Here is a 21,777-nt window from a genome sequence, read left to right on the forward strand (position 1 = left end):
TCGGCCGATCCGGCGAACCCGGCGTCACACCAGCATGGCGGCGAACAGGTAGCCCATGCCCACCCCCATGACCGTCCGGCAGACGGTGCGAGAGGCGAAACCCGCGGGCATGGCGCCGAGGCCGCGTTGCCTCACCGACCGGACTGCGCGCACGGCGGCCTGGATGCCGTCGAAGGCGAAGTAGGCCGCGGCGAGTCCTGCGAGCACGGGCACCGCGGGCGGCGCGCCGGTGTCCATCGTCATGGTGGGCCACACCGTGTGCCCGCCGCCGTGCGGCATGGCCGTGAGCATGTACAGCATGCCCACGGCGGCGAGCCCGTGGTGCAGATCGCAACGCCGGCACACGCCCGCCGACATTCGATCGCGCAGGGCCGCGGCCAGGAACCACCCGGCGGTCAGCAGGAACAGCGCCTGCCAGCCCGCGATGGGAATCGGACCGCCGACCGGCGACACCATGGCGACCATCGCCAGCGTCATGAGCAACCCGGCGAGATCGATATGCCGGACGCCGGCCCCGAGGCGTGCGTAATCGAGCCGGACCAACCGGCTCACACACGGAAGGGTCAACGCCAGGAACGCGACGGTGAGCGCCCAGCCGATCGCCGGAATCTGCATGCCTACCTCGCTCGTACAACAGCCCGGAGACCCCGGCGATCACGGTGGCAGACCCGCTCCGGGCGACAAAAGCGGGCAAGCAGGTGAACCCGGCCGCGGAGCGGAGCAGACCCCACCCGCGAACAGCCCATGCCGGTCAGCCCGCCGTGAGCACCAGACCACTCGTCGGGACGCCGGTTCCCGCGGTGACGAGCACATTCCGAGCACCCGGTACCTGGTTGGCGGCGGTCCCCCGGATCTGCCGGACGGCTTCGGCGATGCCGTTCATGCCGTGGATATAGGCCTCGCCGAGCTGGCCACCGTGCGGGTTGAGCGGCACCGACCCGTCCAGCTCGAGGTGCCCGTCGGCGATGAAGTCCTTCGCCTCCCCGCGCCCGCAGAAGCCGAGCTCCTCCAGCTGCATCAGCACGTACGGCGTGAAGTGGTCGTACAGCACGGCGACGTCCACGTCCGACCGCGCCAGCCCGGACTGCTGCCACAACTGCCGCCCGACCACGCCCATCTCCGGCAGCGCGGCGAGCTCGTCCCGGTAGTAGCTGGTCATGATGTACTGGTCCGGACCGCTCCCCTGCGCCGCCGCGGCGATCACCGCGGGCGGGCGGCGCAGGTCCCGGGCCCGTTCGGCACTCGTGACGACGAGCGCGACGCCGCCGTCGCTCTCCTGGCAGCAGTCGAGCAGGTGCAGCGGCTCGGCCACCCACCGCGAGGCCTGGTGGTCCTCCAGCGTGATCGGCTTGCCGTGGAACCACGCGTTCGGGTTGGTCGCGGCATGCTTGCGCACGGTGACGGCCACCCGGCCGAAGTCCTCGCTCGTCGCGCCGTAGACGTGCAGGTAACGCTGGGCCACCATCGCGACGGTCGCCGCGGGCGTGGCCAGCCCCACCGGATAGTGGTAGCCGTTGTCGATACCCGAGGTGTTCACCTGCTGCGCCGCGGCCGACGACACCTGGCCGTAGCGGTGGCCGGACCGCTCGTTGAACGCGCGGTAGGCCACCACGACGTCGGCCACGCCCGTCGCGATGGCCATCGCCGCCTGCTGCACGGTCGCCGCGGCGGCACCGCCGCCGTAATGGACACGGCTGAAGAAGGTGAGCTCCGGGATGCGGAGTTCCCGCGCGACGGCGATCTCGGCGTTGCCGTCCATGGTGAAGGTCACGAGCCCGTCCACGTCGCCCGGCGTGAGCCCGGCATCGGCCAGCGCGGCGCTCACGGCCTCCACGGCGAGGCGCAGCTCGCTGCGTCCGGAGTCCTTGGAGAACTCGGTGGCACCGATACCGGCGATCGCGGCCGCGCCCGGCAACGCGCGCGCCGTCATGCCGGCTCCCCGGGGACGACGACGCGCACGGTGCCGGTCACGTGCTCGCCGAGGCTGTCCGTGGCGCTGACGGCGATCTCCAGCTCGTCGCCGTCGCGAGCGGTCACCCGGCCCGTGAAGGTCAGCGTGTCACCCGCGTAGCAGGGCACGCCGAGGCGGATCTTGATGGCTGTCACCAGTGCCTGCGGGCCCGCCCAGTCCGTGACGAAGCGTTGCACCAGACCGGTGTCGGTGAGGATGTTGAGGAAGATGTCCTTCGAGCCCCGCGCGACGGCGGCATCGCGGTCGTGGTGGACGTCCTGGAAGTCCCGGGTGGCCAGCGCCGTGCTGATGACGAACGTCGGCGTGACCTCGACGGTGAACGGCGGCAACTCGGTGCCGATGGCGGTGGTCATGCGCGCACCTTCCACGCGGGCAGGGTGAGCTCATCGTCGATCTCGACGAAGGTCACCTCGACAGGGAGTCCGATGTGGACGTCAGCCGGGTCGACATCGAGCAGCTCGCCGAGCACGCGCACGCCCTCATCCAGCTCGACGAGCGCCACCACGAACGGCAGCGTCTTGCCGGGCACCTCGGGATGGTGGTGCACGAGGTAGCTGTAGACGGTGCCCGTCCCCGCGGCGACGATGTAGTCGGGCCGGGCGGAGAGGTCGCCGTCCGGCGGCAACGGCCCGGGCGGGTGCCGCAGCGTCTCGCCCCAGCGCTGGATGCGCAGCTCCCCCTTGCGCACGCCCTCCCAGAAGAACGCGTTGTCCTTGCCGACCACCGGGCGCAGCACCGCGCGCGGATCCGGGGCCGCGGCCGGTGGCCGCTCGCGCGGGCGGAACTTCAGCACCCGGAACAGCATCTCGGCCACCACCTCGTCGCCGACGTACCAGGTGGTGCGTGTGGTCACGAACCAGCCTTCACCGAGCGCGGTGCGCTTCGGTCCGGTCACGCTCTCCAGCCGCGCCGACGCGGCCACCCGCTCGCCGTGCCGCAGGTAGCGGTGGTAGGTCTGCTCGGAGTCGGTCGCCACCACAGAGGTGTAGCCGGCGTCGTCGAGGACGCCCAGCATCCGGCCGAACGGGTCGTCGTCGGCGCGCCGTCCGTGCAGGCCCCGCATGGTCCACACCTGTGCCATCGCGGGCGGAGCCACCAGTCCACCGTGGACGGACCGCTCGGCGAACTCCGGATCCGAGTAGACCGGGTTGGTGTCCCCGATCGCCTCGACCCAGTTGTTGACCATCGCCTGGTTCACCGGGTCACGCGCGAGCAGCGGGCGGGACTGCCCTGCCGCCGCGATCCGGCGTGCTGCTTCCTCGATGTCGTTCATCTGGGCACCCTCGGCAGATCGAGTCCGAACGTCGCGATCAGTTCCCGCTGGATCTCGTTGACCCCGCCGCCGAACGTCAGCACGATGTTGCGTTTGGCGAGCACGTCCAGCCACTCCACGAGCTCGGCCGTCTCCGGATCCGCCGGATCGGCATGCCTGCCGACGATCTCCTCCAGCAGCCGGCTCGCCCGCTGGTGCCGTTCGGAGGAGAACACCTTGGTCGCCGACGCGTCGGCCACCAACCCGCGTTCGGACACCGCCACCTGCCAGTTCAGCAATTCGTTGACCCGGACGACGGCGAGCACCTCGCCCAGCGCCCTGCGCACGTCGGGTAGATCCAGCAGCGGCGTGCCACCGGGTGTCTTGCGGGCGGCTGCCCAGTCGCGCACCCGGTCGTACAGGCCGGCGATGCGCCCCGCCGGGCCGAGCATCACGCGCTCGTGATTGAGCTGGGTGGTGATGAGCTTCCAGCCCTGGTTCTCCTCGCCGACCCGCATCGACACCGGCACGCGGACGTCCGCGTAGTACGTGGCGTTGACGTGGTGCGCGCCGTCACAGGTGATGATCGGCGTCCACGAGTATCCGGGGTCCGAGGTGTCGACGATGAGGATCGAGATTCCCCGGTGCCGGGGTGCCGCCGGATCGGTGCGGACGGCGAGCCAGATGTAGTCGGCGTCGTGGCCGCCGGTGGTGAAGATCTTCTGCCCGTTGACGAGGTAGCCCTCGCCGTCCCGCACCGCGCTGGTCCGCAGCGACGCGAGGTCGGTGCCCGCTTCGGGCTCGCTGTAGCCGATCGCGAAGTGCACCTCGCCGGCCAGGATCTTCGGCAGGAAGCGAGCCTTCTGCTCCTCGGTGCCGAACTGTTGCAGCGTCGGCCCGACCGTCTGCAGCGTCACCGACGGCAGCTGGACGTCGGCGCGCGCGGCCTCGTCCACGAAGATGTGCTGCTCGACCGGGCCGAATCCCCGGCCGCCGTACTCCACCGGCCAGCCGACGCCGAGCCAGCCGTCGCGGCCCATCCGGCGGACGATCTCCCGGTACGTCGGCCCGTGCCGTTCCCGCAGCAGCGTCCGGCGTTCCTCCGGTGTGACGAGCCCGGCGAAGTAACGGCGCAGCTCCGCGCGCAGCGCCTCCTGCTCCGGGGTGAGTGCGATGTCCATCAGGCACCTTCGACGAGCGCGCCCACGCGCTCGAGCCTGGCCGCCACGCCACCGATCCCGCGCACGAGGTCCTTGACGAGCGAGGAGTAGCGGTGCAACGGATAGGTCTCGTCGACGCCGATGCCGCCGTGCAGGTGATGGCACACGGCGAGCGCCCGCGGCGCCTCCTCGGCGAGCCAGAAGGTCGCGATGTCGAGGTCGGCGTCCGGGTCGAGGCCGGCTCCGAGCCGCCACACGGCCGAGGCCGCGGCCAGGTGCACGGTGCGGGAGGCGACGTAGACGTCCGCGATCTCCTGCGCGACGGCCTGGAACGTGGCGAGCGGCCTGCCGAACTGCTCGCGCGTCGCCAGGTGGGTGGTGGTGAGCGCCACCGCGCCGGCGAGGGCACCGTCGCCGAGGGCCGCCGCTCCGGCGAGCGCGTGCCGGTGGAGGACACACAGGGCCCGCTCCGGGTGTTCGGGCAGGAGGGGCTCGTCGACCTCGGCGCCGTCGAGGCGCAGCGTGTACTCGGGTGCGCCGGTGGCGGTGTGGCTCTCGGTGACGCTGACCCCGGCGCTCGCCGGGTCGAGGAGGAAGACCCCGGTGCCGCCGGGACGGGTCGCCGGAACGAGGACGCGGCGTGCCGTCGCGGCGACCGGCACGGCGGTCTTCACGCCGCTGACCCGCCACGTGCCGCCGTCCGGGGTGGCGGTGGTCGCGGGCCGGACGGTCAGCGGGTCGGACGGTTCGTGCAGCGCCGCCGTGAGCACGGCCTTGCCGGCGGCGACGTCGGGCAGGAGTGCTTCCCGCTGCGCCACCGTGCCCAGCTCGGTCACCGGCAGCACACCGAGGGCGAGGGTGGCCCACGCGGGAACCACCGAGGCCGCACGGCCGACCTCGGTGAGCACGGCGGCGACGCCGGCCACGCCGAGTCCGTCGCCGCCGAGGCCCACAGGCACCGCCAGCGCCAGCAACCCGGCGTCCGCGAGTGCACGCCACGTCCGCTCGGCATCGGCCCCACTGGTCCGTTCCAGCACGCCTGCCGCGAGATCGGCGGCCGCGCGCTGAGTCTCGTCCGGGGTGAAGTCCACGCTGCTCCTCACGCCTGCCTGTCGCGAGAATGAAACACGTTCTAGTCTTAACAACAGGAGGCGCTCACGGCAAGCCCCTGGCCGATCAGGGGCAGGCGTCGAGCAGATCCCGCAGGGATTGCGGGATCGCGTCGGTGATCCGCCACGGTTCTGGAACGAGTTCTCGGGCACCGAGCACGCCGACGTTCACGGTGCCACCGGTCGAGAGGACCGTGATGTTGAGCCCGGCGCCGTGGAACACCGGGCCGAGGGGATACATGCCGGTGACGCGGGCGCCCAGCAGCGAGATGTCGGACGGTGGGCCGGGCACGTTCGAGACCACCAGGTTGTGGATCACCGGGTGACGTTCGGCCAGCCGCAGCGCCGAATACGCACGCACGGCCAGGCCGAAGGTCGTCTCGGCGGCGAACTGGGCCCAGTCCTGCAGCATGTCCGCGTCGATGGTGTTGTGGTGGTCCTTCGCGTGCCGGTTGCTCTCCGCGATCATGTACACGCGCGCGGCGGGCTCGGCCAGGTGTGTGGGCAGCGAGGCGAAGAACGCCGACACGCGGTTGCTGCCCTCGACCCTGCTGGTGCGGTCGTGGATCGACACGGGCACGGTCGCCACCAGCGGGTCCGGTGGCAGTTCACCCCGGTCGTCGAGGTAGCGGCGCAGCGCGCCCGTGCACATCGCGAGCACGACGTCGTTGACGGTGACGCCGAACGCGTTCTTGACGGCCTTGACCTCGTCGAGGCCCACCTGGGTGAACGCGACGCTGCGGTGGCCGGTGATGGTGCCGTTGAACGACGTGCGCGGTGCCGTGAACGGCGTCGGCATGTTCTTGCCCTGCAACGACCTGCCGACCCAGCGCGGCACCATGCCGGCCAGCCCGGGCAGCAGGCGCAGCAGCTCGAACGGCCTGCGCGCGAGGGTCAGCGCGGAGCTGCGCAACATGGCGAGCTGGCCCGGAGGGCGGGGATTCGCGGGGTGGCCCTCCGGCGGCTCCGGGCCGGCGTCGAGTCCGGCGAGCGACGCGAGCAGATTCGCTCCGCTGACCCCGTCGACGCTCGCGTGGTGCATCTTCGCCAGCACTGCCACCCCGCCGTCGGCAAGTCCCTCGATCACGGTCATCTCCCACAGCGGGCGGTTCCGCTCGAGCGGCCGGCCCGCGATGTCCGCGCACAGCTCGGCCAGTTCCGCGTGCCCGCCCGGCGCGGGCAGGACGGTGCGGTGGACATGCCGTTCGAGGGAGAAGTCCCGGTCCTCCACCCACACCGGGTGGCCGAGGTTCAGCGGCGGGTTGTACAGCCTGCGCCGGAAGGCGGGCGCGCCGTTCACCCGCTCGCCCAGCCGCTCCACCAACCCGGCGTAGCTGTAGCCACCCTCGACCGTGCCGGGATCGAGGGTCAGCAGCGCGCACACGTGCAGCGGTTGGGCCGGTGTTTCGAGGTAAAGGAAGCTCGCGTCGAGACCACTCAATGGCTGCACCGGTCAAGAATAGGCGGGCCGGACCGTTACGCTCACGTTCATGCACCCCACGTTCAGGACCCGCCGGGCGGTGCAACTGGGGCTCACGGCCAACGCGCTGCGACCGCTGTCCGGTCCGCGCGTGTCGATCGCCGCCTTCTTCGCCGGCTGGCTCACCTCCGAGCTCGCTCCGCACCTGCTCGCGCTGACGGTCGCCGACACCGCGGCGCACCTGGCCAAGCGCAGGCCGCGCGGCGCCGACCGGCCCGGCCTCGCCCTCGCCGCGCTGTCGGCGGGCGGCCTCGGGGCCTTGATCGTGCAGGCCCAGCGGGCACGCGGCGCCGTGGAGGACGCCCTGGTGGAGGCGCTCGGACCCGCCTACCGGGAAGACCTGCGCAGGCCACCGGATCCCAAGGACCTCGCCACGCCGTGGGGCCAGCTCGTGCTGCCGTTCCGGATGCGCAATACCGAGATCCGGCGCGACCGCGACATCGCCTACGCCCCGGGCGGGCGCCGATACCTGCTCGACGTGTACCGTCCCCGCGAGCCGGTCTCGGGCAGGCCCGTGCTGCTGCAGGTCCACGGCGGGGCGTGGATCACCGGCAACAAGGACCAGCAGGGCATCCCGCTCATGCAGCACATGGCGCAGCGCGGCTGGGTGTGCGTGGCGATCAACTACCCGCTCTCCCCCTCGGCGCGGTGGCCACAGCACATCGTGGCGGCCAAGCGGGCGCTGGGCTGGATCCGGGACAACATCGACAACTACGGCGGCGATCCGTCGTTCCTCGCGGCCACCGGCGGCTCCGCGGGCGGGCACCTGGCGGCGCTGCTCGCGCTGACGCCCAACGATCCGGCTCTGCAGCCCGGCTTCACCGACGTCGACACCAGCGTGCAGGCCTGTGTGCCGCACTACGGGGTGTACGACTTCGCCGGAACGAGCGGCTCGCGTGCCAGTGCCGCCCGGATGCGGCACCTGCTGGCGCGCTTCGTCGTGGGCAAGGACCCAGCCGAGGCGCTCGACGACTACATCGCCGCGTCCCCGCTGGACCGGATCAACGACAAGGCGCCGCCGTTCTTCGTGATCCACGGCGAGCGCGACAGCCTCGTGCCGGTGCGAGAAGCACGGGAGTTCGTGCGCAGGCTGCGGGAGGTCTCGCCGAATCCCGTGGCGTACGCGGAGATCCCCGGCGCGCAGCACGCCTTCGACGTCTTCCCGTCCATCCGCAGCGCGCATGTGGTGCGCGGCGTCGAGCGGTTCCTGGAGTGGACCTACCTGCGGCACCTGGCTACTGCCGAGGCAGCCCGAGGAGGCGCTCCGCCACCACGTTGAGCAGTACCTGGGTCGTCCCGCCCGCGATGCTCAGGCAGCGGCTCAGCAGGAACTCCTGCTGCGCGGCCGCCGTCGTGTCGTCCACGGCGACGGCCTGCTCGCCGAGGTGATCGAGCGCGACCTCGGCGACGTCCTGCCGGTGGCGCACGCCGAGGAGCTTGCGCACGCTCGACTCCGGCCCGGGCTCCTGGCCGTCGAGGCGGCGCACCGTGTCCCGCAGACCGAGCACGGACACCACCGAGCCCTGGACGACCAGGGCGCCGAGCCGTTCCGGGTCGATGCCGGGACAGGTGGCGACGAGCGCTTCGACGGCCTCGCCGACCGACGACCCGCCGCCGAGCGCGACGCGCTCGTTGGCCAGCGTCGTCCTGGCAAGCGCCCATCCCCCGTTCACCTCGCCGACCACGTCGCAGTCGGGCACGAAGACGTCGTCGAGAAAGACCTCGTTGAACCGGATCTCGCCGGTGATCTCGCGCAGTGGCCGCACCTCGATGCCGGGAGCGCGCATGTCCACGAGGAAGTAGGTGATGCCGCGGTGTTTCGGCGCGCCCGGATCGGTCCGGGCGAGGCAGATCGCCCAGTCCGCCTCGTGTGCCAGTGAGGTCCAGACCTTCTGTCCGGACAGCCGCCAGCCACCCTCGGCGCGGACGGCTCTCGTGCGCAACGACGCCAGGTCCGACCCGGCACCGGGCTCGCTGAACAGCTGGCACCACGTGAGCTCGCCGCGCAGCGTCGGCCCGACGAACCGTTCCCGCTGGGCGGCGTCGCCGTGCCGCAGGATCGTCGGCACCGCCCACGCCCCGACGACGAGGTCGGGTCTTCTCACGCCCGCGCGGTCCAGCTCGGCGTCGATCACGAGCTGCTCGGCGGGCGTGGCGTCGAGGCCGTACGGGCGGGGCCAGTGCGGCACGAGGTAGCCGGTCTCGGCCAGGCGCACCCGCTGCTCACCCGCGTCGAGCCGCGCCAGGTCCCGCGCGACGGCCCTCGCCTCCGCGGCGAGGTCGCGGTCAGCCTGTCCGGTGTAGCGCGCGGGGTCGACGTCGAGGCCGCGCCGGGTTCCGGCGAGGGTGAGCTCCCCCGCCCGGCGCCGCCACCTCGCGGAGCCGCCGAGCAGCTGGCGCAGCGACACGGCGCGGCGGAGGTAGCGGTGGGCGGGGTGTTCCCACGTGAAGCCGATGCCGCCGAGCACCTGGATGCAGTCCTTGGCGTTGTCGACGGCGGCGTCGAGCGCGCCGCCCGCCGCGACGGCGGCCGCGACGGCGAGCTGGCCGGCGTCACCGTCGTCGGCGGCACGCGCCGCGTCCCAGGCGAGCGCGGCGGCCAGCTCGGCGCGGCAGAGCATGTCCGCGCAGAGGTGTTTGACCGCCTGGAACGAGCCGATCGGCCTGCCGAACTGTTCCCGCACCCGGGCGTACTCGCTCGCCGTGCGCACACACCACGCCGCGACGCCCGCCGCCTCGGCCGCCGCCAGGGTCGCCGCGAGGTCCGGCACAGCGGCGCCGGGCAGTGCGGCCTCGGCGGGCAGCACGATCTCGTCCAGCTCCACCCGCGCGACCGGCCGCGAGAGGTCGAACGCCGCCTGTGCCGCCGGTCGCGTGCGCTCGGCGGGCACCACGAACCACACGGGCTCGTCGCCGACCCGGGCGGCCAGCAGGAGGTGGTCGGCCTCCCCGGCATCCGGCAGCGCGGGGGTCGTGCCGGACACCACCAGTCCGCCGTCGGGGCGGCGTCGTCCGGTGACGTCCCCGGGACCGGGTGCGACGGCCGCCCGTGCCGTGCCGTCGGCGAGCGAAGGCACGATCTCCTTGGCGACGGGCGCATCCGGGTATCGGGCGAGCACGAGTCCGGCGAGGAGCGTGCCGAACAACGGCCCGGGCACGAGGGCGTCGGCGGCGGCCTCGACCCCTGCGGCCAGGTCCGCGACGCTGCCGCCCGCGCCGCCCAGGGGTTCCGGGACCGCGACCGCGGTGAGGCCGATCCCAGCGACGGCGGAGGCCGCGTCGCCATCGGCGGCGGCCTCCCGGATCGCGTCGGCCACGGCGCGCTGTTCGTCGGTGATCGCGATAGCCACAGCCACGATTATAGAACGTGTTTCAGTTTACGCGGCGTGACCCGGACATCGTTTCCGCCGTACGTTCGGTAAGCTGAGGATCGAGAGTGAAACACGTTCTGCGACCAGGAGACTGCCGATGGCAAGCAAGCCCAAGGCGCCGGCCCCGTCGAGGGGCCGCAGCGCGCTGAGTCCGCTGGGCGGCGAGGAACTGGGCTCGGCTGCCCAGCGGGACCGGCGCAAGCGGATCCTCGACGCCACGCTCGCGCTCGCCTCGAAGGGCGGCTACGACGCCGTCCAGATGCGTGCCGTGGCCGAGCGCGCCGACGTCGCCCTCGGCACTCTGTACCGGTACTTCCCGTCGAAGATCCACCTGCTCGTCTCGGGGCTCGCCCGGGAGTTCGAGCGCGCGCAGGAGAAGCTGGACCGCAGTTCGATCCCCGGTGAGACGCCGACCGACCGGCTGCTGTTCGTGCTCGGCCGCAACACCCGGCTCATGCAGCGTGACCCGCATCTGACCGAGGCGATGGTGCGGGCGTTCATGTTCGCCGACACGACGGCGGCCGCCGAGGTCGAGATCGTCGGCTCCCTCATGGAGACCATGTTCGCCAAGGCGATGGGCATCGACGAGCCGACCGAGCACGACCGGGACGTCTTCCACGTCATCGCCGACGTGTGGATGGCCAACCTGGTCGCATGGGTGACACGGCGGGCCTCGGCCGCCGACGTCGCGAAGCGCCTCGAGTTGTCCGTCCACCTGCTGCTGGACTAGCGAGGGGCCACCGCCGCGCGGTGGCCCCTCGCCCGGTCACGCGGTGAGCTTCGGCAGCACCTCGCGGCCGAACACCTTGATCCACTCGTCCTGGTTGCGGCCGACATTGTGGATGTAGATGCGGTTGAATCCCGCGTCGATGAACTTCTGCAGCGACGCGCGGTGCACGTCCGGGTCGGACGAGACCACCATGCGGCCCTCGAAGTCCTCGGGCCGCACCAGCCTCGCCATCTGCTCGAAGTCGAACGGCGACCGGATGTCGGCCTTCGGGAACTTCATGCCGCCGTTGGGCCACTGCTCCATGGCGTTGCGCCACGCCTCCTCGTCGTTCTCCGCCCACGACAGGTGTACCTGCAGCAGCTTCGGCATCGTGTCCGGGTCCTTGCCCGCCTTCCGGGCACCCTTGCCGAAGTTGTCGAGGATGCCGGACAACTTCTCCAGCGACGCGGCCGGCGTGATCAGCCCGTCGGCGAGCTCCCCCGTCTTGCGCGTGGTGTACGGGCCCGCCGAGGCGATGTAGATCGGCGGCGGCGCGTCGGGCAGCGTCCACAACCGGGTGGTGTGCAGCTTGAAGAACTCGCCGCTGTGCTTGACGTCCTTGCCGGAGAACAGCTTGCGGATGATCTCCAGCGCCTCGAACATGCGGCGTACCCGCTCCGGCGCCTCCGGCCAGTAGCCGCCGATGATGTGCTCGTTGAGCGCCTCGCCGGAGCCCAGGCCCAGCCACGTGCGCCCCGGATAGGTCGCCTCCAGCGTCGCCGCGGCCTGCGCCACCATCGCCGGATGCTGACGGAACGACGGACACGTGACCCCGGGCCCGAGGTCACCCGTGGTGTTCTCGGCCAGCGACGCCAGCACGCTCCACACGAACGAGGCCTCACCCTGCGCGGGCACCCACGGCTGGAAGTGGTCAGCCGCCATTTGACCGGAGAATCCGTGCTCCTCGGCCAGCGCGGCGAGTCTGATGGACTCCCGGGGGGAGAACTGTTCCAGCGCCGCCGCCATGCCGATCTGTACTTCAGTCACGCCTGCTCCAACCCTTTCGTCGCTGCGCCCCGCTGCTGGTGAACCTACCCCGCATGACGCTGCGCCAGCACGGCCAGCTCGTCGAGCCTGCGCAGAGTCTCGCTCTCCGGTTTCGTCTCGAGGTCGAACGCCACCCGGTCGACGCCGGCCTCCGCCCAGCCCGCGATCTTCTCCTCGTCGGCCGGTGCTCCGAAGATCGTCATGGGCACGTCGGTACGGCCCTGGTCGGCGAGCTGCTTGCGGACCTGGCGGATCTGCTCGGGCGTGGTCTGCGCGCGCGGGAGCCAGCCGTCACCGTAGGCGGCGAGACGCCGGAACGCGGCCGGGCTCTCGCCGCCGATGTAGATCGGCGGGTGCGGCCTGCGGACGGGCTTGGGCCAGGCGAACACCGGATCGAAGTCCACGTACTCGCCGTGGAACTCGGCCTGTTCGTTGGTCCACAGCTCCTTGATGGCCTGCAGCTGCTCGTTCATGAGCGCGCCGCGCGTGGCCGGGTCGGTGCCGTGGTTGCGCATCTCCTCACGGTTCCAGCCCACACCCACGCCGAAGACGAACCGGCCGCCCGAGACAAGGTCAAGGCTGGCGCCCTCAATCGCGGTGTGGATGAGGTCTCGCTGCGGCAGGAGCGCCACCCCGGTCCCGAGCAGCAGCTCGCGGGAGTGAGCGGCCGCCGCGGTGAGCGCCACGAACGGGTCGAGTGTGCGGTAGTACTTGCGCGGCAGGTCCCCGCCACCCGGGTACGGCGACTCCCGGCTGACGGGGATGTGCGAGTGCTCGGCGAGGAACAGCGCGTCGAAACCGCGCTCCTCCAGGGCCGCGGCGAGGGGGCCGGGCCGGATTCCTTCGTCGGTCACGAACGTCGACACACCAAACTTCATGTGACCTTGGAACTCACCGGCCCGGCAGTTCATTCCCGCCGGGGCCCCGGGTCACACGTTGCGCCGGTACTGCCCGCCGACCTCGAAGAACGCCTCGGTGATCTGGCCGAGCGAGCACACCCGAGCGGCGTCCATGAGCACGTCGAACACGTTCTCGCCCCGCGTCGCGGCCTCCCGCAGCTCCTTGAGCGCCTGCTGGGCCTCGGTGTGGTGCCGCCGCTGGAAGTCGGCCAGCCGCGTCAGCTGCGACTGCTTTTCCTCCTCGGTGGCGCGGGCCAGCTCGACCTCGGCCTCCTCCTCGTCGGCGTGCGGATTACGGAACGTGTTCACGCCGACGATCGGCAGCGAGCCGTCGTGCTTGAGCCGCTCGTAGAGGATCGACTCGTCCTGGATCTTGCCGCGCTGGTAGCCGGTCTCCATCGCGCCGAGCACGCCACCCCGCTCGGAGATGCGCTCGAACTCCGTGAGCACGGCCTCCTCCACGAGGTCGGTGAGCTCGTCGATGATGAACGAGCCCTGCAACGGGTTCTCGTTCTTCGACAGGCCCCACTCCTTGTTGATGATCATCTGGATCGCCATGGCGCGGCGCACCGAGCTCTCCGTCGGTGTGGTGATCGCCTCGTCGTAGGCGTTGGTGTGCAAGGAGTTCGCATTGTCGTACAGGGCGCACAGCGCCTGCAGGGTCGTGCGGATGTCGTTGAAGCTCATCTCCTGCGCGTGCAGCGACCGGCCGGAGGTCTGCACGTGGTACTTGAGCTTCTGCGACCGCTCGTTGGCGCCGTAGCGCTCGCGCATCGCCACGGCCCAGATCCGCCGCGCGACGCGGCCCAGCACCGAGTACTCCGCGTCCATGCCGTTGGAGAAGAAGAACGACAGGTTGGGCGCGAAGTCGTCGATGTCCATCCCGCGGGCGAGGTAGGCCTCGACGTAGGTGAATCCGTTCGCCAGCGTGAACGCCAGCTGTGAGATGGGATTCGCGCCGGCCTCGGCGATGTGGTAGCCCGAGATGGACACCGAGTAGAAGTTGCGGACCCCGTGGCGGATGAACCACTCCTGGATGTCGGCCATCATCCGCAGCGAGAACTCGGTGGAGAAGATGCAGGTGTTCTGGCCCTGGTCCTCCTTGAGGATGTCGGCCTGCACCGTGCCGCGCACCTGGCGCAAAGTCCACGCGCGGATCTCGGCGGCCTCCTCGGCCGTCGGCTCGCGGCCGTGCTCGGACCGGAACGCGTCCATGCGCTGGTCGATGGCCGTGTTGAGGAAGAAGGCGAGGATCGTCGGCGCGGGTCCGTTGATCGTCATCGACACCGAGGTGTTCGGCGCCGTGAGGTCGAACCCGTCGTAGAGCGCCTTCATGTCGTCGAGCGTCGCGATGGACACCCCGGACGTGCCGACCTTGCCGTAGATGTCGGGGCGCGTGTCGGGGTCGAACCCGTACAGCGTCACCGAGTCGAACGCCGTGGACAGCCGCTTGGCCTCCGAGTCGGCGGAAAGGTACTTGAAGCGGCGGTTGGTGCGGAACGCGTCGCCCTCGCCGGCGAACATGCGTGCCGGGTCCTCGCCCTCGCGCTTGAACGGGAAGACGCCCGCGGTGTACGGGAAGTAGCCCGGCAAGTTCTCGCGGCGCAGGAACGAGACGAGCTCGCCCTTGTCGGTGTAGCGCGGCAGCGCCACCCTCGGCACCCGGTTGCCGGACAGCGTCTCGCGCCAGAGCGTGGTGCGGATCTCCTTGTCCCGCACCCGGAACACGAGCTCGTCGCCCCGGTAGGACTCAGCCAGCTCGGCCCAGCGCTCGAGCAGCTCCGTGGTCGCGGAATCCACATCGGACTCGGCGTGCGCGAGCAGGCGGCCCAGGGCGGTGGTGTCGGCACCGTCGGCGGCGAGGGCGTCCCGGGCGGCGGCGAGGTGCTCGCGCTTGCGCACGGCCTCGGCCTGCCGCTCGGTCTCGGCGTGGTAGGCGCGGACGGTCTCGGCGATCTCGGCGAGGTAGCGCGTGCGGTTGGTCGGGATGATCGTGCTGACGTCGGTGGAGACCTTGCCCTCGACCCGCGGCAGCACGCCGGCGGAGACGGACAGCCCGCTGCCGGCGAGCAGGTCCCGCAGGTGCTGGTACAGCGCGGTGACACCGTCGTCGTTGAACTTCGCCGCGCTGGTGCCGAACACCGGCATGTCCTCCGGCGAGGCGTGGAACTCCTCGCGGTTGCGCACCAGCTGACGGGCCACGTCGCGGCGCGCGTCCTCGGCGCCCCGGCGCTCGAACTTGTTGATGGCCACGACGTCGGCGAAGTCGAGCATGTCGATCTTCTCCAGCTGCGACGCCGCGCCGAACTCGGGCGTCATCACGTACAGCGAGTGGTCGACGTGGTCGACGATGCCGGCATCCCCCTGGCCGATGCCGGGCGTCTCGACGATCACGAGGTCGAACCCGGCCGCCTTGCAGGCCTGGATCGCCTCGTCCAGGCCAGTGGGGATCTCGCCGCTGGTGGTCCGCGTCGCCAGGGAGCGGAAGAACACCCGGTCGCCGTCGAGGCAGTTCATGCGGATGCGGTCGCCCAGCAGCGCACCCCCGCCCCGCCTGCGGGTGGGGTCGATCGCCAGCACGGCGATGCGAAGCTTGTCCTCCTGGTCGAGCCGGAAGCGGCGCACGAGCTCGTCGGTGAGCGACGACTTGCCCGAACCGCCGGTGCCCGTGATGCCCAGCACCGGCACCCTCCGCGACTCGGCGGCCTCGCGGATCGTGCCGAGCCAGTCCTGCGGGAGAGTCTCCTGCTGCAGCTGCGTGACGGCGCGCGCCAGCGTGCGCGTGTCGCCGGCCAGCAACTCGTCGAGCGACCCGGCAGGCTCGGTGGCGAGATCGACGTCGCACTCCCGGATCATGTAGTTGATCATCCCGGGCAGGCCCATCTGGAGACCGTCGTCCGGGGAGAAGATGCGCGCGACCCCACGGGAGTGGAGCAGCTCGATCTCCTCGCGCACGATGACGCCACCACCGCCGCCGAACACCTTGACGTGCCCGGCGCCGCGCTCCCGCAGGAGCTCGACGAGGTAGGTGAAGTACTCGACGTGTCCGCCCTGGTAGGCGCTGATGGCCACGCCCTGCACGTCCTCGGAGATCGCGGCGTTGACGACCTCGTCCACCGAGCGGTTGTGGCCCAGGTGGATCACCTCGGCGCCCTGCGACTGCAGGATGCGCCGCATGATGTTGATGGACGCGTCATGCCCGTCGAACAGGCTCGCGGCGGTGACGAACCGGACGGGGTGCACAGGCCGGTGCAGTTCGGAGGTCATGCCTCCAAAATACTTGGACTTCCTACTGTTTGAAAGCCGAACGTGAGCGTGACGACGGTCTCAGCGAGCGGATCGATTCAGCCGACGGCGTTCGGCGACCGCACCGCGAGCCACTGCCGCATCGCGTACTCGACCAGCGTGATGAGCGTCTGCTTGGTCGACTCCCGGTCCCGCGCGTCGCAGCGCACGATCGGGATGCTCTCGTCGATCGACAACGCCTCACGCACGTCGGCGAGGTCGTGATGCAGCACACCGTCGAACGTGTTCACGCCCACGATGTACGGCAGGCCCCGGTCCTCGAAGAAGTCCACCGGCGCGAACGAGTCCGCGAGCCGCCGCGTGTCCGCGAGCACCACCGCGCCGATCGCGCCCCGCACGAGGTCGTCCCACATGAACCAGAACCGCTGCTGCCCTGGGGTGCCGAACAGGTAGAGGATCAGGTCCTCGTCCAGGGAGACGCGGCCGAAGTCCATGGCGACCGTGGTCGTGGCCTTGTTGGGTGTCGCCGCGAGGTCGTCGATGCCGGTGCTCGCGTCCGTCATCATCGCCTCGGTCGTCAGCGGCACGATCTCCGACACGGAGCCGACGAACGTCGTCTTGCCCGCCCCGAAGCCGCCGGCCACGACGATTTTCGCCGAGGTCATCGTCTTCGACGCGGCTTCGCGCGGTGCCTTAAAGCCGACGGAGTCCACTCAACACCCTTTCCATCAACATCATGTGCGCTTCGGCGCCCTCACTGCCCGACGCGGTCCTGTGCACGGTGACCAGGCCCGTGTCCGCCGCGTCGCTGATCAGTACCCGCGCCACCCCGAGCGGTACCCGGAGCAGCGCGGCGATCTCGGCCACCGAACGTGGAGTCCGGCATTCTTCCATGATCACCTGGTGCTCGATCTGCTCGGGCACCGCCCTGACGGCGGTCTCCCGCGTGGAGATGAGCGTTTCCAGCTCCAGCGGGTAGTTGGCCTTCGTACGCCCGCCCGTGATGGCATACGGGCGCACGAAGCCGGTCTCCTCCGCCGGTGACAACGGAATGGCTTCGGCTGACACGAACTTCTCCTCTCCGGTCGTGTACCGCGCGGCGGCGCGCTCACCGTCCTCGCCTGGGAGCTGCGCCGTTGGTACGGCCCGGCCGTGGTAGGCACCGGGGTCGTCCCTGGTGGTGTCATCAGGTCGACGGCCGTGGCCGGAGTCCGCCTGAGCACCGCCCAGCGCGTGGTAGATCACGCCGGGCGGGTACTCACCGGGAGTTCCGGGCCCCGTGGTCATCGTCGGGCTCAGCCCACCGATCCGCCGACGAGTGAGCCGCCCGAACCCTGCAGCTGCGCGCGCAGCTCAGGGGTCAGGATCTGGCCGACGCGGTCGACGAGCAGCGTCATCTCGTAGGCGACCTGGCCGATGTCGCAGTTCGGCGCGGCGAGCACCGCGAGGCACGAGCCGTCGCTGATGGACATGAGCACCATGATGCCCAGCTCCATCTCCACCACGGTCTCGTTCACCGCGCCCGCCTCGAAGCACCGGGCGGCGCCCTGGGTGAGGCTCACCAGGCCGGACGCCACGGCGGCCAGCTGGTCGGCACGGTCGAGCGGCAGGCGGTTCGACGCGGTGAGCAGCAGCCCGTCCGCGGAAACGACGACGGCGTGTGCCACACCGGGCACCCGCTCGGCGAAGTCGTTCACCAGCCACCCGAACTGATTCTGCTGGGGCTGAGCCCGGTCCGGCGCGGTCATTCACCCTCCACTTTCTCGTCACTGCTCTCGCTCGCCTGAGCGGTCCGATGCCGGCCTCGGCGAATTCCCTGTTGGAAGCTGCTGAGCCTGCCCCGCACGTCGGCGGGGTCACGCTCCGGCCGTGGCCGGTTCTCCGTCGAACCCGCCGAGGTCGCGCTGCCCGGCAACAGCTGCTCACCGCGTCTGCGGCGCGGCAGCCCGGCCGGCGTGTAGCTGGTCGGCGTCGATTCCGACACCGACTGCGCCGTCCGCCATCCGTCGTCGGAGGCGAACGCCCACTCCGACACACGGGCGCTGCCGTTGGCCTCGCCCGGCCGGTCCTGGGGTGACGGAGCCGTCTGGTCCGATCCACCGTGGCGGGGCGGAGTCGTCTGGTCCGGTCGTGTCCTCGGCCGGCGTTGCGGCAGACCGGACCCGTGGGTGTGGTTCGGTGTGCCCGGCTGCTCCTCGGCGCGGTGCCTGCGGCCCCGGCTCACCCCCTGCTGGAAGCTGGAGAGCCGGCTGCGCACCTCCACCGCATCGCGCGCGGGCGGCGTGGGCGGGCTCTGCTGCTCGCGCGGCACGCCGTTGGGTGCCGCGGGCGGGGTGCCGCCGGCCGGGGCCGCACTGCCCGGCAGGAGCTGCTCGCCGCGCTTGCGGCGTGGCAGGCCGGCGCGGGTGTAGTCCTCCGGCGCCGACTTCGACACCGCCTGGACGGCCCGGAAGCGTTCGTCGGCGGCGAAGTCCCAGCCGCTCGTGGTGCTGCCGCCCTGATCGTTCGCCGGGTCGGTCACGCTGCGGAACCAGGCGGAGAGCATCTCGTCGAAGATCGGCGTCGTCTCCGACATGTCGGCCTGCCTGCGGGCGCGCTGCTCGGCGTCGCGGGCGGTGGTGGCGGCGCTCCACCAGTCGCTGACGACCGTGCTGCTCGCCTCGAACAGCGCCTTGCCGCTGAGGTCCGCCCTGGCCTGCTGATCGGGTTCGGGCGCCTCGGCCAACGCGGGCCGATCGGTCGCCGGTTCCTGACCGGAGTCGGTCACCGCCCCGGTGTCCTCCGCCGGTTGGGGGGCCTGCGGAGCGTCGGCACCGGGCCTGCTGCGTTCGCGGGCCTGGCGCGTGGCGCCCGGCCTGCGACGGGGCAGTTCGGCCGCTCCCGGCCGGTCGGCCTCCTGCCCGGTCTCCTCGCCGGCCTCCGGAGCGGAGTCCTGCGGTGCCTCCTGAGGCGCTTCCCGCGGCCACGCGGGCTCGGGCGGGCCCGGCCGCCGCGCCTGGTCGGCGCCGTCCTCGTCGCGGCCGATGGGCGTGAACAGCGCCGTGCCCGACACCTCGCTGTCCGACGGCGGCGGTGCCTGGGTCGCCGCGCCCTTCCCGAGCTGCGCGAACGCGCCCGGCCTGGCGGTCCCGTTGGTCTGCCTCCGCGGCAGGGCGGCCGCCGCCGACGTGCCCGGCGCGGGCTGCTGCGCCTGCGGCTCCGGGCGGCCCGGCGGACCCTGGCCCGGTCCGCCCATCACGAGCTCGGCGGGCACGGTCACCGTGGCACGGACGCCGACGATGTCCTTGCCGCCGTGCAGCACGACACCGAAGCCGTGCCTGCTCGCCAGCCGCCCGACCACGAACAGTCCCATCCGCCGCGACGTGGCGATGTCCACGGACCCCGCCTCGGTCAGCCGGGCGTTGGCCTCGGCCACCTCGGCGTCGTTCATCCCGATGCCCCGGTCGACGATGTCGATGGTGAGCGAACCGTCGTCGGCAGGCCGTGTCCCCACGTGTACCTGCGTCTCCGGCGCGGAGAACGCGGTGGCGTTGTCCAGCAGTTCCGCGACCAGGCGCACCAGGTCGCCCGCGGCATAGCCGACGATCCGCAGCTGGGGCGGAGTGCCGACCACCACGCGCTGGTACTGCTCGATCTCCGACACCGCGGCACGCAGCACGTCGGTGACGGTCACGGGCTGCCCGGACCGGCGCCCCGGCTCGGCGCCCGAGAGCACCATCAGGTTCTCGTTGTTGCGCCGCATGCGCGTGGCGAGGTGGTCCAGCTGGAACAGCGTGGCCAGCTGGTCGGCGTCCTCTTCGTCCCGCTCGAGCCGCTCGATGAGCTGCAGCTGCCGCTGCACGAGGCTCTGGCTGCGGCGTGAGAGGTTGACGAACACGCTGGCGAACCCGGTCCGCATGCCCGCCTGCTCGACGGCGAGCCGCAGTGCCTGGCTGTGCACGGCGTCGAAGGCGCGCGCGACCTGGCCGATCTCGTCGTTCGTCCGCACCGGCACCGGCTCGATGTCCGTGCTCTGCGACCGGCCGTCCTGGATGCTGCGCACAGCCTCGGGCAGCGCCCGGTCGGCGACGTCCAGCGCCGCCGTGCGCAGCACCTTGAGTGAGCGGAGCAACTGCCGGCTGATGAGGAAGACGACCAGGGCGCCCAGCACGAGCGCCGCGACCAGCAGGGCGGCGAGCACGACCACCCCGGTCTGCGCGCCGTCCGCGAGATCGCGGGCCGTCGTGGTGAGCTCGTCGCCGAGCCGGCCCGTGACCTGACCCGTGCTCGCGAACACCTCGCCGGAGACGCGGGCCCACTCCTGCGGGGCGACCGTGGCGAACGCGGCCCGGTTCGAATCCTGCCCGGAGAGCACGTTGCGGACGATCCGGTCGCGGTCGTCGAAGGCCGGGCCACGCACCGTCGAGTCGAACTGCGCGCGCTGCGCGTCGGTGGCGGCGCTGGTGAACTCGGTGAGGCGGTCGGCGAGCCGGACCGTGGAGGTGCGCAGCTGGTCGAACTCGCTCGGAGCCAGCCCGCCTCGATCGAGCCCGTAGCCGACGAGCGCCTGCTGGACCGACACCTCCTCCCGCGCGACGAGCAGATCGTGCAGCGCCGTCGGGGCGCCGCCGATCTGGTCGGAACCCATGCCGGCGACCACAGCGACGTCGAGGTTGAGCACCGCGGTCGTGACGGCCGTGTACTCCGACACGGCCTGGATCGGCCCGAGTTGTCCGGACCGCACCCGGTCCCGCAGTCCGGCGAGCCGGTCGAGCTGCTCGGTGAGCCGTTGCCGTGGCCCGGCGAGCGCCTCGCCCTCGCCGGCTGCGCCGTCCAGGGTGGCCCGCACCGGTCCGGCGGCGCGGTCGACCTCACCGCGCACGTTCTGCAGCTCCGGGGAGTTGGCGCCCGAGCCTCGGGTCAGTGCCGCGACCGTCTGGGTGCGCTCCCGCTGGAGCCCGTCGAGGAGGGCGCGGGAGGACGCGTTGAGTTCGGCGAGGCGGGCGATCCCGTCGTAGCGGTCGGCACTGTCGATCCGCCCGGCGAGCGTGGTGCCGCCCAAGACCAGCGCGAGCACGATCGGGACGAGCGTGACGGCTCCGAGCTTGGCGGGCAGGCTCCAGTCGCGCCAGCGGGCGAGGGCTCGCCACTTCGACGGCTTCGGGGGCGGCGTGCCGAGGAGCTGTCCCACAGGCACCTGGCCTTCTCCTGCAACGGTCACGAAGGTGACTCCTCCTCAGGCTCGCTCGGGGCCACGACGGCTCGTACGGATCTCCACGTCCCGATCACCGGTGACGACGAGACGTGTCCGCCGTTTGTACGCACCGCGCGGTGTACCGCATGTAAGCCCATCCTCCGTACCGGCTCGCACCGGTGTTCCGCCGTCGTCCACTGTCCGCCCCGTCCACCGGCACCGCCGGCTCGACCGTCCGTCATCCCCCGGGGGCATGCCGTGGTGCATCGTGCGATCTGCACGACGAGCGCGCGAACCCGGCGCGGGCATGCCCAATTGACGTCGGTCGGGGTGCAGAAAGCGTACACCAATCGAGTAGT

17 protein-coding genes are annotated in these 21,777 nt (G+C 71.6%); 2 read left to right on the forward strand and 15 right to left on the reverse strand.

The genetic code is table 11. The features are described from left to right. Window positions 1-24: 24 nt before the first annotated feature. The 7 genes from ACFSZT_RS20850 to ACFSZT_RS20880 form a co-directional block, all read right to left on the reverse strand. A complete protein-coding gene (locus ACFSZT_RS20850) occupies window positions 25-615 on the reverse strand; it encodes a DUF5134 domain-containing protein (protein WP_377385690.1) in 591 nt (196 codons plus the stop codon). Window positions 616-751: 136 nt separating this feature from the next. Beyond that, window positions 752-1,930 carry a lipid-transfer protein gene (locus ACFSZT_RS20855; RefSeq protein ID WP_377385692.1) on the reverse strand — a complete coding sequence of 393 codons (1,179 nt, stop codon included), beginning with the start codon at window positions 1,928-1,930 and terminating at the stop codon, window positions 752-754. Further along, window positions 1,927-2,325, reverse strand: a complete 399-nt coding sequence (locus tag ACFSZT_RS20860; RefSeq protein ID WP_377385695.1) for a MaoC family dehydratase — start codon at window positions 2,323-2,325, stop codon at window positions 1,927-1,929. Before ACFSZT_RS20860 ends, ACFSZT_RS20855 begins: the two co-directional genes overlap by 4 nt. Further along, entirely contained in the window at window positions 2,322-3,245 is a 924-nt protein-coding gene (locus ACFSZT_RS20865; protein WP_377385697.1) for a bifunctional MaoC family dehydratase N-terminal/OB-fold nucleic acid binding domain-containing protein, read from the reverse strand. The genes ACFSZT_RS20860 and ACFSZT_RS20865 overlap by 4 nt, the downstream gene beginning before the upstream one ends. Next, a complete protein-coding gene (locus ACFSZT_RS20870; protein ID WP_377385700.1) occupies window positions 3,242-4,405 on the reverse strand; it encodes an acyl-CoA dehydrogenase family protein in 1,164 nt (387 codons plus the stop codon). Before ACFSZT_RS20870 ends, ACFSZT_RS20865 begins: the two co-directional genes overlap by 4 nt. Then, complete coding sequence (locus ACFSZT_RS20875) at window positions 4,405-5,475, reverse strand: acyl-CoA dehydrogenase family protein (protein ID WP_377385703.1); 1,071 nt, start codon at window positions 5,473-5,475, stop codon at window positions 4,405-4,407. Before ACFSZT_RS20875 ends, ACFSZT_RS20870 begins: the two co-directional genes overlap by 1 nt. An 85-nt stretch (window positions 5,476-5,560) precedes the next feature. Next, window positions 5,561-6,943 carry a WS/DGAT/MGAT family O-acyltransferase gene (locus ACFSZT_RS20880; protein WP_377385706.1) on the reverse strand — a complete coding sequence of 461 codons (1,383 nt, stop codon included), beginning with the start codon at window positions 6,941-6,943 and terminating at the stop codon, window positions 5,561-5,563. Window positions 6,944-6,983: 40 nt separating this feature from the next. On the opposite strand from ACFSZT_RS20880, the gene ACFSZT_RS20885 reads away from it, so the two are divergent. Next, on the forward strand, window positions 6,984-8,252 hold the full coding sequence (locus ACFSZT_RS20885; RefSeq protein WP_377385709.1) for an alpha/beta hydrolase fold domain-containing protein: 1,269 nt from the start codon (window positions 6,984-6,986) through the stop codon (window positions 8,250-8,252). Here ACFSZT_RS20885 and ACFSZT_RS20890 read toward each other — a convergent pair. Beyond that, window positions 8,209-10,323, reverse strand: coding sequence for an acyl-CoA dehydrogenase family protein (locus ACFSZT_RS20890; protein WP_377385711.1), 2,115 nt, complete (start codon window positions 10,321-10,323; stop codon window positions 8,209-8,211). The two genes, ACFSZT_RS20885 and ACFSZT_RS20890, sit on opposite strands and share 44 nt — an antisense overlap. A 118-nt stretch (window positions 10,324-10,441) precedes the next feature. Here ACFSZT_RS20890 and kstR point away from each other — a divergent pair, with 118 nt between their 5' ends. Further along, window positions 10,442-11,074 carry a cholesterol catabolism transcriptional regulator KstR gene (gene kstR, locus ACFSZT_RS20895; protein ID WP_377385714.1) on the forward strand — a complete coding sequence of 211 codons (633 nt, stop codon included), beginning with the start codon at window positions 10,442-10,444 and terminating at the stop codon, window positions 11,072-11,074. A 36-nt stretch (window positions 11,075-11,110) separates the two neighbouring features. On the opposite strand, the gene ACFSZT_RS20900 is transcribed toward kstR, so the two are convergent. The 7 genes from ACFSZT_RS20900 to ACFSZT_RS20930 all read right to left on the reverse strand — a co-directional run bounded on the left by ACFSZT_RS20900 (window position 11,111) and on the right by ACFSZT_RS20930 (window position 21,445). Next, complete coding sequence (locus tag ACFSZT_RS20900) at window positions 11,111-12,100, reverse strand: TIGR03557 family F420-dependent LLM class oxidoreductase (RefSeq protein ID WP_377385716.1); 990 nt, start codon at window positions 12,098-12,100, stop codon at window positions 11,111-11,113. A 44-nt stretch (window positions 12,101-12,144) separates the two neighbouring features. Next, the gene (locus tag ACFSZT_RS20905) at window positions 12,145-12,978 is read right to left on the reverse strand and encodes an LLM class F420-dependent oxidoreductase (protein WP_377385718.1); all 834 of its coding nucleotides are present in this window, start codon (window positions 12,976-12,978) and stop codon (window positions 12,145-12,147) included. Between the two features lie 51 nt (window positions 12,979-13,029). After that, window positions 13,030-16,266: a fused isobutyryl-CoA mutase/GTPase IcmF gene (icmF, locus tag ACFSZT_RS20910; RefSeq protein ID WP_377385721.1), complete on the reverse strand. Its 3,237-nt coding sequence runs from the start codon at window positions 16,264-16,266 to the stop codon at window positions 13,030-13,032. Between the two features lie 77 nt (window positions 16,267-16,343). After that, window positions 16,344-16,958 (reverse strand): GTP-binding protein, encoded by a 615-nt coding sequence (locus tag ACFSZT_RS20915; RefSeq protein ID WP_377385723.1) that lies wholly within the window; start codon window positions 16,956-16,958, stop codon window positions 16,344-16,346. After that, entirely contained in the window at window positions 16,939-17,532 is a 594-nt protein-coding gene (locus tag ACFSZT_RS20920) for a DUF742 domain-containing protein (protein WP_377385725.1), read from the reverse strand. The genes ACFSZT_RS20915 and ACFSZT_RS20920 overlap by 20 nt, the downstream gene beginning before the upstream one ends. 8 nt (window positions 17,533-17,540) lie before the next feature. Further along, window positions 17,541-17,993: a roadblock/LC7 domain-containing protein gene (locus tag ACFSZT_RS20925; protein ID WP_377385728.1), complete on the reverse strand. Its 453-nt coding sequence runs from the start codon at window positions 17,991-17,993 to the stop codon at window positions 17,541-17,543. Next, window positions 17,990-21,445 carry a sensor histidine kinase gene (locus tag ACFSZT_RS20930; RefSeq protein ID WP_377385731.1) on the reverse strand — a complete coding sequence of 1,152 codons (3,456 nt, stop codon included), beginning with the start codon at window positions 21,443-21,445 and terminating at the stop codon, window positions 17,990-17,992. The genes ACFSZT_RS20925 and ACFSZT_RS20930 overlap by 4 nt, the downstream gene beginning before the upstream one ends. Window positions 21,446-21,777 lie beyond the last annotated feature (332 nt).

This window comes from Prauserella oleivorans (assembly GCF_042685745.1).
GTDB lineage: Bacteria > Actinomycetota > Actinomycetes > Mycobacteriales > Pseudonocardiaceae > Prauserella_A > Prauserella_A oleivorans.

Coding starts and splice junctions, on each gene's coding strand:
- ACFSZT_RS20850 (WP_377385690.1), bottom strand. CDS start 615: ATGCAGATTCCGGCGATCGGCTGGGCGCTCACCGTCGCGTTCCTGGCG.
- ACFSZT_RS20855 (WP_377385692.1), bottom strand. CDS start 1,930: ATGACGGCGCGCGCGTTGCCGGGCGCGGCCGCGATCGCCGGTATCGGT.
- ACFSZT_RS20860 (WP_377385695.1), bottom strand. CDS start 2,325: ATGACCACCGCCATCGGCACCGAGTTGCCGCCGTTCACCGTCGAGGTC.
- ACFSZT_RS20865 (WP_377385697.1), bottom strand. CDS start 3,245: ATGAACGACATCGAGGAAGCAGCACGCCGGATCGCGGCGGCAGGGCAG.
- ACFSZT_RS20870 (WP_377385700.1), bottom strand. CDS start 4,405: ATGGACATCGCACTCACCCCGGAGCAGGAGGCGCTGCGCGCGGAGCTG.
- ACFSZT_RS20885 (WP_377385709.1), top strand. CDS start 6,984: ATGCACCCCACGTTCAGGACCCGCCGGGCGGTGCAACTGGGGCTCACG.
- kstR (WP_377385714.1), top strand. CDS start 10,442: ATGGCAAGCAAGCCCAAGGCGCCGGCCCCGTCGAGGGGCCGCAGCGCG.
- ACFSZT_RS20905 (WP_377385718.1), bottom strand. CDS start 12,978: ATGAAGTTTGGTGTGTCGACGTTCGTGACCGACGAAGGAATCCGGCCC.
- icmF (WP_377385721.1), bottom strand. CDS start 16,266: ATGACCTCCGAACTGCACCGGCCTGTGCACCCCGTCCGGTTCGTCACC.
- ACFSZT_RS20920 (WP_377385725.1), bottom strand. CDS start 17,532: ATGACCACGGGGCCCGGAACTCCCGGTGAGTACCCGCCCGGCGTGATC.
- ACFSZT_RS20925 (WP_377385728.1), bottom strand. CDS start 17,993: ATGACCGCGCCGGACCGGGCTCAGCCCCAGCAGAATCAGTTCGGGTGG.